The 13666-nt window shown below is 60.8% G+C and carries 10 protein-coding genes; 8 read left to right on the plus strand and 2 right to left on the minus strand.

The annotated features are described in order from the left end of the window. Positions 1-153: 153 nt before the first annotated feature. On the plus strand, positions 154-1662 hold the full coding sequence (locus EI290_RS06005; RefSeq protein ID WP_246008870.1) for a Do family serine endopeptidase: 1509 nt from the start codon (positions 154-156) through the stop codon (positions 1660-1662). Between the two features lie 74 nt (positions 1663-1736). Here EI290_RS06005 and EI290_RS06010 read toward each other — a convergent pair whose 3' ends face one another. Continuing rightward, positions 1737-2141, minus strand: coding sequence for a hypothetical protein (locus tag EI290_RS06010; protein ID WP_125427729.1), 405 nt, complete (start codon positions 2139-2141; stop codon positions 1737-1739). Between the two features lie 116 nt (positions 2142-2257). On the opposite strand from EI290_RS06010, the gene amaB reads away from it, so the two are divergent. Beyond that, the gene (gene amaB, locus EI290_RS06015; protein ID WP_125427731.1) at positions 2258-3856 is read left to right on the plus strand and encodes an L-piperidine-6-carboxylate dehydrogenase; all 1599 of its coding nucleotides are present in this window, start codon (positions 2258-2260) and stop codon (positions 3854-3856) included. A gap of 82 nt (positions 3857-3938) precedes the next feature. Here amaB and EI290_RS06020 read toward each other — a convergent pair whose 3' ends face one another. Continuing rightward, positions 3939-4439 (minus strand): hypothetical protein, encoded by a 501-nt coding sequence (locus tag EI290_RS06020; protein WP_125427733.1) that lies wholly within the window; start codon positions 4437-4439, stop codon positions 3939-3941. A gap of 190 nt (positions 4440-4629) precedes the next feature. Between EI290_RS06020 and EI290_RS06025 the strand changes: the two genes are divergently transcribed. The 6 genes from EI290_RS06025 to EI290_RS06050 all read left to right on the plus strand — a co-directional run bounded on the left by EI290_RS06025 (position 4630) and on the right by EI290_RS06050 (position 13486). After that, a complete protein-coding gene (locus tag EI290_RS06025) occupies positions 4630-5193 on the plus strand; it encodes an RNA polymerase sigma factor (protein ID WP_125427735.1) in 564 nt (187 codons plus the stop codon). A 133-nt stretch (positions 5194-5326) separates the two neighbouring features. Further along, positions 5327-6079, plus strand: a complete 753-nt coding sequence (locus EI290_RS06030) for a hypothetical protein (RefSeq protein ID WP_125427737.1) — start codon at positions 5327-5329, stop codon at positions 6077-6079. Between the two features lie 3 nt (positions 6080-6082). Next, positions 6083-7327 carry a DUF4097 family beta strand repeat-containing protein gene (locus tag EI290_RS06035; protein WP_125427739.1) on the plus strand — a complete coding sequence of 415 codons (1245 nt, stop codon included), beginning with the start codon at positions 6083-6085 and terminating at the stop codon, positions 7325-7327. A 236-nt stretch (positions 7328-7563) separates the two neighbouring features. Continuing rightward, entirely contained in the window at positions 7564-8115 is a 552-nt protein-coding gene (locus tag EI290_RS06040) for a PPC domain-containing DNA-binding protein (protein ID WP_317127463.1), read from the plus strand. Between the two features lie 120 nt (positions 8116-8235). After that, a complete protein-coding gene (locus EI290_RS06045) occupies positions 8236-11544 on the plus strand; it encodes a toxin-antitoxin system YwqK family antitoxin (RefSeq protein ID WP_185816864.1) in 3309 nt (1102 codons plus the stop codon). After that, positions 11531-13486, plus strand: coding sequence for a DUF3857 domain-containing protein (locus EI290_RS06050; RefSeq protein ID WP_185816865.1), 1956 nt, complete (start codon positions 11531-11533; stop codon positions 13484-13486). The genes EI290_RS06045 and EI290_RS06050 overlap by 14 nt, the downstream gene beginning before the upstream one ends. Positions 13487-13666 lie beyond the last annotated feature (180 nt).

Genomic DNA, 13666 nt, shown 5'->3' on the forward strand with positions numbered 1-13666 from the left:
TGCAACCGGACACCATTCAGGCGGTATCTGGCGTTAGGAAAGGGTGAAACCAATGCTGTGGCCCGGGTAACTGGGGCGCCGCTCATGGTCTGCTCACGTTTCCGTTGTATTTTCATCTCATCAACTTTTTTCATCCTCACCTTTTTCTTACCCATGCAAGCAAAACAAATGATGCTCGGCCTGCTCGGTTCCGCCGTTCTTGGTGGTGGCGTGGCGGTAGGTGGGTACAAGCTGCTGGAGCCGGAACGGGCCTACTCGCCCCAGGCTATTGCCGCTGACCCCAATGTGCGTTACACCAGTGAGCTGCGTAGCAGTACCTACACGGTGCCCGAAGGCCTGAATTTTACGGCTGCTGCTGCCTCCGTTACACCGGCCGTGGTGCACGTAATGACGGAATATGCTCCCAAAAACAACCAGGACGAGATGTCGCGCATGGACCCCTTCCTGCGGCAGTTTTTTGGGGATGAAATAGATCAGTACCAGGGCCGGGGCCGCCAGCAGGGGCCGCAGCAGGGCTCGGGCTCGGGCGTTATCATTGCTGCCAATGGCTACATCGTCACCAACAACCACGTGATTGATAAGGCCGATAAGATTGAGGTGGTGATGGACGATAAGCGCAAGTTCCAGGCGGAGCTGGTAGGTACCGACCCCACTACCGACCTGGCCTTGCTGAAAGTGAAGGCCGATAACCTGCCCTTTATCCGCTACGGCAACTCCGACCAGGTGAAGGTAGGGGAGTGGGTACTGGCCGTGGGCAACCCCTTCAACCTGAACTCCACCGTAACGGCCGGTATCATTTCGGCCAAGGGCCGCAACATCAACATCCTGCGCCGTGAAGACGGCATGGGCGTGGAATCGTTCCTGCAGACCGATGCCGTGGTGAACCCCGGCAACTCGGGCGGGGCGCTGGTGAACCTGAACGGCGACCTGATTGGCATCAACTCGGCCATTGCCTCGCAAACCGGCTCGTTTGTGGGCTACTCGTTTGCCGTGCCCAGCTCCATTGTGAGCAAGGTGGTAGACGACTTGCTGAAGTATAAAGTGGTGCAGCGGGCCCTGCTGGGCGTGCAGATCCGGGAGGTAGATGCCCAATTGGCTTCCGAGAAAAAGCTCAATACCCTGAACGGCGTGTACGTAATGGGCCTGGGCAAAAACAGCTCCGCCGCCGATGCCGGCCTGCGGGAAGGCGACATCATCACCGAAATCAACGGGTCCAAGGTGAATACCTCTTCGCAGCTGCAGGAGCAGGTGGCCCGCTTCCGCCCCGGCGACAAAATCAAAGTTACTTACCTGCGTGACGGCCGCGAGAATACGGCCAGCGCCACCCTGCGCAACTCCACCGGCACCACCGATATTATCCGGGAGGAAGTAGCTTCAGCCCTGAAGTATGAGGGAGCTACGCTGGCGCCGGTAACGCGCCAGGAACTGAATAAGCTGGGAATTGAAGGCGGCGCCAAAATCAGTGGCATCCGTAACTCCAACTTCCGCGAAACCGGCATTGCCGATGGGTTCATCATCACCCGCATCGACAAGAACAAAGTGGGCAAGCCCCAGGATGTGCAGCGCTACCTCGAAGCCGCCAAGGAAACGGAAGGTGCCCTGGTAGAAGGTGTGTATCCCGACGGCCGCAAGGCTTACTACCCGATCGGCCAGGCTCAGTAAAATCAGCTTGCAGGATTCTTTGTCAGAAAAGCCCTCTGCTACCGAAAGCAGAGGGCTTTTCTGGTATTGGACATTTAGCTCAACAGCCACTCCATAGCCAGGCCCTCCTCAATAAACAGGCGCAGGTCGTAGTTGCGGCCTGGCTCCAGGCCGTAGGCCAGATACTGCTGCTGAGTAGGGTCTGCTTCGTACACAGCCAGCCGAACCGGGGAGCAGAGCACCGCAATGCGCAACTGCTGCGGGGCCAGCTGGGTAGCGGCCTGGGGGTAAAATATGTGGGTAGTCCATTGGCCCAGCTCCGGGTTAAGCTGGTCGCGGCGGCGCACATCCAGCAGCCACCGCCCCAGGCCGTGCTGGTGGGCTGAGGCCAGGATGGTGGCATACTCGTGCTGGAGCTGCGCAGTAGGCCCATCGTCGGTCCAGCGGGCAACCAGAATATGTAAATCGGGGCGGGGAGTAAGGGACAGGGCGGTAGCCATGGGGTAAAGATACGGAGCAACCGTGTGCTCAGAATGGTTTTGCTAGCTTTGCTGAGCGCACAGCCGCTACCTCCTCCCAATTCTTATTCCACCCAACCATAACCCGTTTTTCTCCCATGAAACAAGCTCTTGAAGAAGCCGTTGCCACCGGCACCGATGTGCAGGACCACGACCACCACGGTATTGGGCAGGTGCTGCGCGAGCTGGGCGTTGCGGCCCATAATGCGGCCTGGAGCACCGGCCTAAGCTGGGGCGGGGCCGACAACGGCCAGACCCGTACCGTTACCTCCACCGCCGACGGCCGTACCATTGGTACCGTGGCCCTGGCCACCGCCGCCGACTATGAGCAGGTGGTGCAGAAGGCACAGGAAGCCTTTACAACCTGGCGGCTGGTGCCAGCGCCCAAGCGCGGCGAAATAGTGCGCCAGATTGGCAACAAGCTCCGCGAGTTCAAAGAACCGCTGGGCAAGCTGGTGAGCTACGAGATGGGCAAAATCCTGCAGGAAGGCCTCGGCGAAGTGCAGGAAATGATTGACATCTGCGACTTCGCGGTGGGCCTTTCGCGCCAGCTCACGGGCTATACCATGCACTCCGAGCGGCCCGGCCACCGCATGTACGAGCAGTACCATCCGCTGGGCGTAGTGGGCATTATCTCGGCCTTCAACTTCCCGGTGGCCGTGTGGAGCTGGAACGCCATGCTGGCCGCCGTGTGCGGCGACACCTGCATCTGGAAGCCCTCCGAGAAAACACCCCTCACGGCCGTAGCCGTGCAGCACATCCTGCAGGACGTACTGCGTGAGAACGAGCTGCCCGAGGGCATCTTCAACCTGATCATCGGCGACGCGGAAATTGGAGCCAAAATGGCCGCTGATACGCGCGTGCCGCTGGTGTCGGCCACGGGCAGTACCCGCATGGGCAAAAAAGTGGGCGAAGTGGTAGGCGCCCGGCTGGGCCGCGCCCTGCTGGAGTTGGGTGGCAACAACGCCATCATCCTCACCGAAAATGCCGACCTGGGCCTGGCCATGCCGGGCATCGTGTTCGGGGCTGTGGGCACGGCCGGGCAGCGCTGCACCACCACCCGCCGCCTGATTATTCACGACTCCATCTACGAGGACGTGAAGGCCCGCCTGCTCAAAATCTACCCCAGCCTACCCATCGGCCACCCGCTGCAGGAAGGCACGCTGGTTGGCCCGCTGATTGACCAGGATGCCGTAGCCAGCTTCCGGAAAGCCCTGGAAGCCGTGCAGGCCGAAGGCGGCACGCTGTTGATTGGGGGCGAAGTGCTCAGTGGTGCCGGCTACGAAACCGGCACGTACGTGCGGCCCGCCATTGTAGAGGCCCGCAACGAGTACCACACGGTGCAGGAAGAAACCTTTGCGCCCATCCTTTACCTCATCAAATACAGCGGCGGCGTGGAAAACGCCATTGACGTGCAGAACGGCGTGCGCCAGGGCCTGTCATCCAGCATCTTCACGGTGAACATGCGCGAGGCCGAAGCCTTCCTCAGCCACGCTGGCTCCGACTGCGGCATTGCCAACGTGAACATCGGCACCAGCGGCGCGGAAATCGGGGGGGCATTCGGGGGCGAAAAGGAAACCGGCGGCGGCCGGGAGTCGGGCTCCGACGCCTGGCGCGTGTACATGCGCCGCCAGACCAACACCATCAACTACAGCACCCAGCTCCCGCTGGCTCAGGGTATCAAGTTCGACGTGTAACGCGCGCATCAGCTTGCACAGATGCCAAAACGGCCCGCCTGGTTCAACCGGGCGGGCCGTTTTTTATACACCTGTCCTGTGGTTAATCAGCCATCCGGATGTCCCCGTGACCTTTACTGTATAACGTGTTGCCAGAGTAAAAAACGTAATACATACGGTACGTTTCGCCTTTTTTGAGTGAGCTGAAATCAAGCTGATACGAATAGTTCAGCGGGCCCTCCGCATAGTCCTGAACCACTTTGTACTTCCGATCTACTACCACCCAGGCTTGGCGAGTGGCGCTGCCCGGCCGCCGTACCGAAAACTGGGCTACCGTAGCCACGGGATTCGGAAACAGGCTGATTTCCTGAACGCCACCTTGCTGCGTGCCGTTCAGGTCCAGCTTAAGTGACTTGAATAACTCCAGCTCCTGCTTTTTCCAGGTGGCATCGGAGCTCCAGTCGGAGGAGTCAACGTGACCGGTCGGTCGGTTGTTGGTGTCCTTTTCGGTGATGCCACCGTCTTCGCCAAAATTCACCTTCTCGCAGGCGGAGACGAAAGTCAGAACAGCTATAAGGACCAGTAGTGTATGATAACGCTTCATCGGATAAAGTAAAAAAGCAGAGAAACGGCACAAAACTACTCAGTTAGTGTTTTCAGGCTGGACCCGGCTGCAACCCCGCCCGCCGCCCGCTGTCTTTCACCTGCTTACCTGATAGCACAAGCCTTTTTCGCCCGGAAAGTTGGATATTTACGATTCCCCCGTTTCCGAACATCCGCCAATTGAGCAACCCATGGAGGCATTTGCGTACACCGACATCAACGCCCCGCTGGTCGAGCGGTGCCGCCTGGGCGACCGGCGTGCCCAGGCCGAAATTTATAAACGCTACTCCAAGGCCATGTTCAACGCCTCGTTGCGCATCACCGGCGACTATGCCGAGGCCGAGGACGTGTTGCAGGAGTCGTTCCTGAGCGCCTTCCGCGAGCTGCATAGCTACAAGGGTGATTCGTCGTTTGGATCCTGGCTGAAACGCATTGTTATCAACAAGAGCATCAATTGTCTGCGCAACCGGCGCCTGCAGCTGGTGCCCCTGGCCGAGCAGCACGACGGCGCTGCCGCCGACCACGAGCCCCCCGGACTCGACTCGGAGGAACTAGGCTGGCGGGCCGATGTGGTGCGCCGCTGCGTGCAGGAACTCCCCGATGGGTACCGCGTAGTGCTGTCGCTTTACCTGCTGGAGGGCTATGACCACGCCGAAATTGCCGGTATTCTCAACATTACGGAATCCACCTCCAAGTCGCAGTACAGCCGGGCCCGCAAGAAGCTGCTGGAGCTGGCCCGCCAACACGGCCTGTAGCGTACCGGCATCCTTACCTTTTCTATTACCTCACCCGCCCCATGCGTTGTTTGCCGGCCCGGTAGTTTTTGCTGGTCCACCCGTTTGCCCAACCAGCCTGCCCCGCCTTACACCGCCTCTAGTACCACCTGACATGAACGAGAAGAAAACCGGACTGGAAGCCTTCGTGGAACACCACCGCGCCGACTTCGATGTGTTCGAGCCCCGCCCGAATCTGTGGGATGACATTGCACTTGACCTGGATGCCGCCGCAACGCTGGCAGAGGAGGCCGCGCCCCTGCGCGTGGTACCGCTGTTTCCGGCTGCTGAAACCCAGCCCCTGGCCCCGGCGGCAGCCCCCGACACGGCTGCGGTTCGCTCGGCCCGGCCTTACGGTGTGGCAGCGGCCGTAGCGGCCCTGCTGCTGGTAGGTACCTGGTTCTGGCAGCACCGCACCGAAGCCACCATCTGGACCCGGACCGGGCAGCCGGCCCTGACCATGGCCTCCGACCCCGACCATGACCTGTACTCCGGGCCGGCCCTGACGGCCACGGCCGCCGCCGATGGCCCGGAGCAGCGTCTGGCTAGTGCTGTACAGCGCATGGAATCCTATTATGCCGCCCAGATTGCGGAGCGCCAGCAGGAGTTGCGCGAAGTAACGGCCGAAACCGTTGGCCAAGCCCCCACCGCTGATTGGCAGCAGGAGCTGGCTGCGCTGGACTCTACCTATCAGCAGCTAAAAACCGAGCTGTACCGCAACCCCGAGCCCGATGTGGTGCTGGAGGCCATGAACCGCAACATGCAGATTCGGCTGGAGCTGCTTACTCAGCAGCTGCACACGCGGGAGCGGATTCGGGAGTACCACAGCCAACCCTACATGGTGGCCGACAGCCGCCGGATTCCGTAACCTATGCGTCCTTTTTCGCTGAATTGGAGCTGGGCCGGGCGTGCTGGGCTACTGGCTGGGTTGCTGGGTGTAGGTGTGCATACCGGACGGGCGCAACTAGTGCCGGTAGGGCCTGCCGTGGCCGCTACCTATTACCACGAGCCGGCTGCTGCTCCAGTGCCTGGTACGGAGCAAGGCACCCCCGATGCCCGCCAGGGCGGTAGCGGACAGGGGCCCCAGGAGGAAGCCCAGCCTACGCTGGCAGTGGAGAAAGTGCGCAAAATCAGCCGCACCTTTCCGGCCAGCGCCACCAAACTTTACACCCTCGATACCCGCTACGGCCGCGTGCAGGTGAACGTGTGGAATCGTCCCGAAGTCCGCACCGATGTGGACATTATCACGCGGGCCGAAACCGAGGAAAAGGCCCAGCAGCTGCAGGACATGATTCAGGTGCAGCTCCAGGATAAGGACCCCGTTACGGGGGGTATCGTGGCCCGCTCCCGTTTTGGAGCCATGCCGCGGGAGTGCTGGACGCGCACCAAGCTGTACGAAGTAAACTACACCATCTGGGTGCCCAAAAACACGCCCCTGGCGCTGCACAATACCTTCGGTGAAATCAGCCTGACCAGCGACGTGAGCGGGGCTACTGAGTTGGCCGTGGAGTACGGCAGCCTGCGCACGGCCCGGCTGGAAGGCCCGCGTAACACGGTGCGCCTGTGCAATGCGCAGTGCTCGGTGCCCTACGCCCGCCGCATGGTGGTGGATGCCTCCTACTCCAAGCTGCGCCTCACCGACGGCGGTACTATCGACCTGCGCAACAATTCCTCGGATATCGATATTGGTACGGTGCAGGACCTGACGGTGCACAGCAAGTACGGCGACGTGGCCCTGGGCACCGTGCGCAACCTGCGCGGCACGTCCGGCTACTCCCGCTTCAGCATTGACAAGCTCAGCAATCAGCTGGATATGAAGCTGCAGTATTGCCCGAACTTTGAGGTGCGCAACACTGGTAAAAACTTCCGGCAAATCAACCTCGACGGGGGCTACAGTACCATCCTGCTCAACTTCCCCGACGGTGCCGGCTTCGATTTTGACGTGAATACCGAGCACGGTAAGCTGCTGGTGGACAAGCGCCTGGTAAAAGTGGACTCCGAGGAAACCAGTGCTTCTTCCAGCGACATGCAGGGCACTTTTGGGGCTTTGCCTACCCGCAACGCCGGCAACGTTAACATTAAGGTGCGCTACGGCAACGTGAGCTTCAATCGGTAAGCACTTAGCCAAAAGAGCAGCTCCCCCGACACGCGCGAATATCAGCAGAGTAGAGGCTGAGGTTCGCGCGTGTCGGGGGAGCTGCTCTTTTGGCTATACCTTTAAGCCAAGGGGCAAACGATGTAACGCAGACTGCAGCCCACAGCCGCCGTGTTCCTTTCAGGCAGCGAAGCGCTATACCCAGCTAAGGACTACAGCCCGCGCTATGAGTTGAATATACTGTTCATGAAACTGCTATGATGCGTACTTTGCTGCTGGTATTTCTGCTAGTTGGTAGCTGCCCTGCTGCCACTGCTCAATCATCTTCCTCTCCAGCCATGACTCCCGCGCCTGCCTCTACTCTGCGTACCTATGCGCTGCGCCTGCGGCCGGGCCAGGATGTGCGCCAGGAGCTGCTGGCTTTTGTGCAGCAGCAACAGCTGCGCGCGGCGGCCGTCCTAACGGCGGTAGGCAGCCTGACCACGGCCACGCTGCGCCTGGCCAACCAGGAGGGGCCCAGCGTGTACCACGGCCACTTCGAGGTGGTGTCGTTGGTGGGCACGCTGTCCGTGAATGGCAGCCACCTGCACCTGGCCGTAGCCGACTCCACGGGCCGCACCCTGGGCGGGCACTTGCTGGATGGCAACCTTGTGTACACCACCCTGGAGTTGGTGCTGGGCGAGCTGCCAGAGCTGGAATTTCGGCGGGAAACCGATGCTACATTCGGGTATCAGGAGCTGGTGGTGTACCCTGCACCAGCCAGCAAGCCGCCTGCACCGCCAACTCCCAAACCAGCCCGAAAAAAATAGCGTCCGTCTGCGGAGGGTAGGACTTTTTCAAGCCAGCCAAAACTGGTATACTTGTAGAACTATCAACGTGCCACCGCAGGGGCGGAGGGGCCGATGGAGTATTTTATTCAGTTTATAGTAATGCGTGTTTTTACGTACGGTACGCTCCTGAGCCTGTGGGCCGGGGCGGCCGCTGCCGCGTACGGGCAACAACAGCCCGCCGCTCTGCCTACTGCTGCCCAGGTGCTGCCCGAGGCCATTGCCCTTCACGATAAAGGAGATTTTGCCGGGGCCATCCGGCAGTATCTGCTGGTACCCTCCTCCGATACGGGGTATGTGAATATTCAGGGCGAGTTGGCGCTGTCGTATCTGCAGAACAAGCAGTACAAGGAAGCTACCGAGGCCAGCCGCCGGGCCATTGCCCTCTACATGCACGACCCGCAGCCCTACTACGTGCTGGCCGAAGCCGAGGAAAACCTCAAACATGAGCCCGAAACGTTTCAGGCCTACGCCGACGGGCTCAAGCGCTTTCCCTACAACCAGCTGCTGTGGTTCAACCAGGGCGTAAGCTACGATGCCCTGAAAAAGCGGCCCGCCGCTCTGGCCAGCTGGACGCGCAGTCTGGAACTGTCGCCCACGCACCCGGGCACGCACTACCAGCTGGCCTGGCTGGCCCTGGAGCAGGGGCAGCCGGCCCGGGCCCTCATCAGCCTGCTTACCTACCTGGCCATCAACCCCGACGGGGAGAAAAGCCAGGAAGTACTGATTCTGGCTGAGCGCATTGCCCGTAATGCCCAGGAAATCGACCTCAAGGAGCAGGAAAAGCCCTTCGTGCCCAACGAGGCATTTCAGGACTTGGACCTGCTCATCACTTCAAAAGTGGCCCTGCGCAGCGACTATAAGTCGAAGGTGAAGTTTGATGCCAACATCGTGAAGCAGGCCCAGCTGCTGGTGGAGAAGTTTCCGGCGGCCGGCCCCAACGAAACCGACCTGTGGCTGCGGGCATACGGCCCCATGGTGGAAGCCCTGCGCCGCGACGATAACCTGACTGCCTTTACCTACCTCATCCTGTATTCGGCTGAGGATAAGCGGCCCGCCCAGTGGGTAAAGTCCAACAAGAGCAAGGTGGAGCGCATGAGCCAGGATGTGGCCCGGGCGCTCCTGAGCCTGCGCACTCAGCAGCCGGTAGTGGGGCAGCCGGAGGGCACCCGCCTGCAGGGCTGGTTTCACGAGAATAAGCTGCAAGGCATCGGGCAGGGCGTCTCCAAGGATGGCAACCTGCAAACCCTGAGCGGCCCCTGGCTGATTGTAGATAAAGCCGGCGCCGTTGTAAAGCAGGGCGCGTTTTCGGCCGATGGCAAGCGCACCGGCCCCTGGCGTGAGTACCACGACAACGGGCAGGTGGCCAAGGAGCTGAACTACGACGCCGAAGGTCGCCTCGACGGCCGCTACGTGGAGTACCATGACAACGGAACCCTCTCGGTAGAAGGTGCCTATAAAGCCGGGCAGATTGCGGGTACTGCCAAGCTCTACCACTACTGCGGCGAAGTGCGCGAAGTGCGCCCCTACGTGAACGGAGATGCCGTGGGCGAAGCCCTGTTCTACTACCCCAACGGCAAGCTGCAGCGCCGGGCCGTGTACAAAGCCGACAAGCTGGAGGGCGCTTCCACCAACTACTACCCCGACGGCACCACCGAAATGACGGCGACCTATGTGGCCGACAAGCGCCAGGGCCCGTTTGAGGTATTTTACCAGGACAAGACGCTGGAGCGCAAGGGCGCCTATGAGCAGGGCGAACTGCACGGCGACTACCAGGATTTCTTCGCCAATGGCAAGCTAGCCCACTCCGGCCGCTACAGCAACGGCAAGCAGGTGGGCCGCTGGCAGACGTTTTACGACACCGGCAAGATTAGCGAGGAGAAAACCCTGGACCCCGCCACCGGCGAACTGCACGGCAGCTTCAAGGACTATGACGCCGAAGGCCGCCTGCTGAATGAGCTGGAATACAACCAGGGCCGGGTAGTGAAAGTAACCAACTTCGACGCCGCCGGTAAGCCGCTCAACACCGTAGCCGTGGCCAAAAAAGGCCGCACCGAGGTAAAAGGCACCTACACGGACGGCGGCATCCACTTCACCGGTCAGTACCTGGATGGCAACATGAGCGGAGAGTGGAAGTGGTACCGGCCCAACGGCAACCTGAACCTCGTGCGCCAGTACGAGAAAGGCCACCAGGAAGGTAAGGAAGAGCACTTCACCAACACCGGCCGCGTGAGCCTGCGCAACCAGTACCACAACGATGAGCTGGATGGCTACTCCGAGTCCTTTTACGACCATGGCCAGCTGCGCCGCGCCGGCTACTATACCAACGGCGAACAGCAGGGCACCTGGCGCCAGTACTATGTGACGGGCCAGCTCAGCGAAGAATATAACCTACAAAGCGGCAGCCTGCACGGCCAGACGCGCAGCTTCACGCCGGGAGGGCAGCTTACCCAGGAGCGCTGGATTGAGTACGGCCGCGACCTGAACGTGACGTCCTATGACTCCACGGGCCGGGTGGTTGACCGGATTACGCTGTTGCCCACCTCGCGCACCATCACCAAGCATTACCCCAATGGCAAGCCCCTGGTAGAAAGCAGCTGGCTGTGCTACGACAACCAGGGCACCGAGAAGTGGCTGACCCCCGCCGGTAAGCCGGAAATCGTGGTGGAGATGGACCAGGGCAAGCAGCACGGCATGTACCGGGCTTACCACCCCTTCACCGGCAAGCTCCTTGCGGAAGGCCGCTACGTGGAGGGCCGCCGGGAGGGCGAGTGGAAAACCTATTACCCCTCGGGTGCCCTGGAGCGCAAAGGCGCCTACCAGCACGGCGAGTGGGAAGGCGAGTGGCTGACGTACTTCGAGAACGGCAAGCTGGAGCGCACCACTACCTACCACCAGGGCGACTTACAGGGCCCGCTGCGGGTATTTAACATGCAGGGCGAGCTGCTGCTGGAAAAGCTGTACGCCAATGGCGAAATTACGGGCTACCGGGCGCCGGGTGCCGATGGAAAGGGCACCGGGGAACCGAAACCCGCCACAGCCATTAGCACCACCTTTGCCAACGGCAAGCCCGCCGCCACCGAAACCTACCAGAAGGGCACGCTCACTGGCAGCCGCACCTACTACTACAGCACCGGCCAGGTGTTCCGCCGCGCCCAGAACAACGCCGACGGGCAGCTACACGGCCAGCTCACCTCTTACTACCCCAACGGCAAGGTGCAGGAAGAAGAAGCCTACGCCTTCGACGAGCTGCACGGCCGCTGCCGCTACTACCGCGCCGATGGCACCCTGGAGCGCGAAGAAACCTTCCGCGCCGGTGAAAAAGCCGGCCCCACCGTGTACTACGACGCCCAGGGCAAACCGCTTCGCACCGATATTTACTGGAATACGCACGTATATGAAGCTCGCTAATTTGTGCCGTTGGGCCGTGGTGTTGGGCGTGGTAGTAGGAATCGGGCGGACGGCTCGGGCCCAGCAGCCACTGCAGCAGCTCATGCAGCTCAAGCAGCAGTACCCCACCGAAAAAGCCGTGTACCTCGACTACCGGCAGGAAATAACCGTGGAACTGAAGGGCGACTCGGTGCAGGTGCTGGCCCGTCACCACTACGACATGCTACACCTGGCCGCGCAGTCGGATATGTACGCCCCCGACCAGGTGTACAGCTCCCACTTCAACCGCCTCCAGAAGATTGAGGCCCGCACCCTGCTACCCGCCACCAACGACTACAAGGCGCTAAAGGTGACGGAGTTCAAGGATAAGTTTGAAATCCGGCCGGGCATTTTCTTTGATGATGCCCGCTCCGTGAGCTTTACTTACCCGGCCGTAGCTCCCGGCGTGCGTACCGTGTGCGACTACACCGTGCGCCACCCCGATGCCCGCTTCCTCAATCCCTTCTATTTTGCCAGCTACGTGCCCATCCGCCACGCCGAGCTGGTGATTACCGCCCCGCGCACGGTACGCCTCAATACCAAGCAGTTCAACATTCCGGCCGGCATGGTGGCCCAGGCCAAGCAGGAAAAAGGCAGCAACATCATCTACCGCTGGACGGCCGAGAACATTCCGGCCGCTGCCCGCGAGTCGGATGCGCCCGAGTCCAGCTACTACGTGCCGCACCTGGTGTATTTCCTGGAAGAGGCCCAGCTCAACGGCCAGTCGCGCAAGCTGCTGGGCGGTGTACCGGAGCTGTACAGTCTCTACTCGGGGTTCGTTTCCAATCTGGACAAGCAGGAGGCTCCGGCCCTGCGCCGGGTGGTAGATTCGCTGCTGGTAGGGGCCCGCACCGAGCCCGAAAAGGTGGCCCGCATCTACTACTGGGTGCAGGACCACGTGCGCTACATTGCCTTCGAAAACGGCCTGCGCGGCTTTATTCCGCACGATGCCGGCAGGGTGTACGCCAGCCGCTACGGCGACTGCAAGGACATGGCTAACCTGCTGCACGAGATGCTACGCATGGCCGGCGTGAAATCGTACCGCACCTGGATTGGCACCCGCGACCTGCCTTACCACTACGCCGAGCTGGCCACGCCCGGCGTGGATAACCACATGATTACCACCTACGAGCCCAGCCCCGGCCAGTACGTGTTCCTGGATGCCACCAGCAAGTACACACCCTACGGGATGCCTTCCTCTATGATTCAGGGAAAAGACGCGCTGCTGGCCCTAGACGGCAAGAACTGCAAGGTGGTGAGCGTGCCCGTAATGGAGCGGCAGCGCAGCCGCACCGTGGATAGCTCGGTGGTGGTGCTGGATGGCAGCACCGGCCTGCGCGGCACCGGCCGCCTGGCGTTCAGCGGCTACAGCAAGGTGCATCAGTCGTACGCCCTCGATGGCCTCAACCCCACCGACGAAGCCAAGCTGGTGAAAAACCTGGTGGAGCGCGGCAACAACAAGTTTTTCGTGGATAAATACGCCGTACACCACCTCGACACCCGCGACCAGCCCCTGCTGGTGGATTACGAGTACCGCCTCCAGGATTACGTGCAGCGCCTCGACGATGAGGTATACGTGAACCTCAACCTCGACCAGAGCTATGCTTCTGACCGCCTCGACCCTGCCAAGCGCACTCTGGCCCGCACCAACGACTATTACCACACCACCCGCACCCGCACCGAGTTTGAGGTGCCGGCCGGCTACGAGGTAACCTACCTGCCTACCAATGTAGAAGGCCAGGATCAGATGCTGGGCTTTTCCATCCGCTACGAGCGAAAAGGCAACAAAATCATCCAGGAAAAGGAGGTGTTCGTGAACTACCTCCTGCTGGAGCCCGCCCAGTTCAGTAAGTGGAACTCGGTAGTCGACAAGCTTAACGCCGCCTACCGCGACGCGCTTATTCTCAAGCGCAAGAAGGCCTAATCATCAGAGTAAAAAGCCGGTCATGCTGAGCGGAGTTGAAGCATCTCTACCGCTTCGTTGCAATCCTATTAGGTAGCCAGAGGTAGAGATGCTTCAACTTCGCTCTGCTACGCTCAGCAGGACGTTCAAGTAATTTCCTGGCATGTCTCACCTAATGCCATTCCCCTGTATATTTCTCTT

The sequence above is a fragment of the Hymenobacter metallilatus genome, assembly GCF_003944705.1.
Lineage (GTDB): Bacteria > Bacteroidota > Bacteroidia > Cytophagales > Hymenobacteraceae > Hymenobacter > Hymenobacter metallilatus.

Bases quoted from the DNA above. Each gene is read 5' to 3' on its own strand.
- EI290_RS06025 (WP_125427735.1), top strand. From the start codon at position 4,630: ATGGAGGCATTTGCGTACACCGACATCAACGCCCCGCTGGTCGAGCGG.
- EI290_RS06010 (WP_125427729.1), bottom strand. From the start codon at position 2,141: ATGGCTACCGCCCTGTCCCTTACTCCCCGCCCCGATTTACATATTCTG.
- EI290_RS06035 (WP_125427739.1), top strand. From the start codon at position 6,083: ATGCGTCCTTTTTCGCTGAATTGGAGCTGGGCCGGGCGTGCTGGGCTA.
- EI290_RS06030 (WP_125427737.1), top strand. From the start codon at position 5,327: ATGAACGAGAAGAAAACCGGACTGGAAGCCTTCGTGGAACACCACCGC.
- EI290_RS06020 (WP_125427733.1), bottom strand. From the start codon at position 4,439: ATGAAGCGTTATCATACACTACTGGTCCTTATAGCTGTTCTGACTTTC.
- EI290_RS06050 (WP_185816865.1), top strand. From the start codon at position 11,531: ATGAAGCTCGCTAATTTGTGCCGTTGGGCCGTGGTGTTGGGCGTGGTA.
- EI290_RS06005 (WP_246008870.1), top strand. From the start codon at position 154: ATGCAAGCAAAACAAATGATGCTCGGCCTGCTCGGTTCCGCCGTTCTT.
- amaB (WP_125427731.1), top strand. From the start codon at position 2,258: ATGAAACAAGCTCTTGAAGAAGCCGTTGCCACCGGCACCGATGTGCAG.
- EI290_RS06040 (WP_317127463.1), top strand. From the start codon at position 7,564: ATGATGCGTACTTTGCTGCTGGTATTTCTGCTAGTTGGTAGCTGCCCT.
- EI290_RS06045 (WP_185816864.1), top strand. From the start codon at position 8,236: ATGCGTGTTTTTACGTACGGTACGCTCCTGAGCCTGTGGGCCGGGGCG.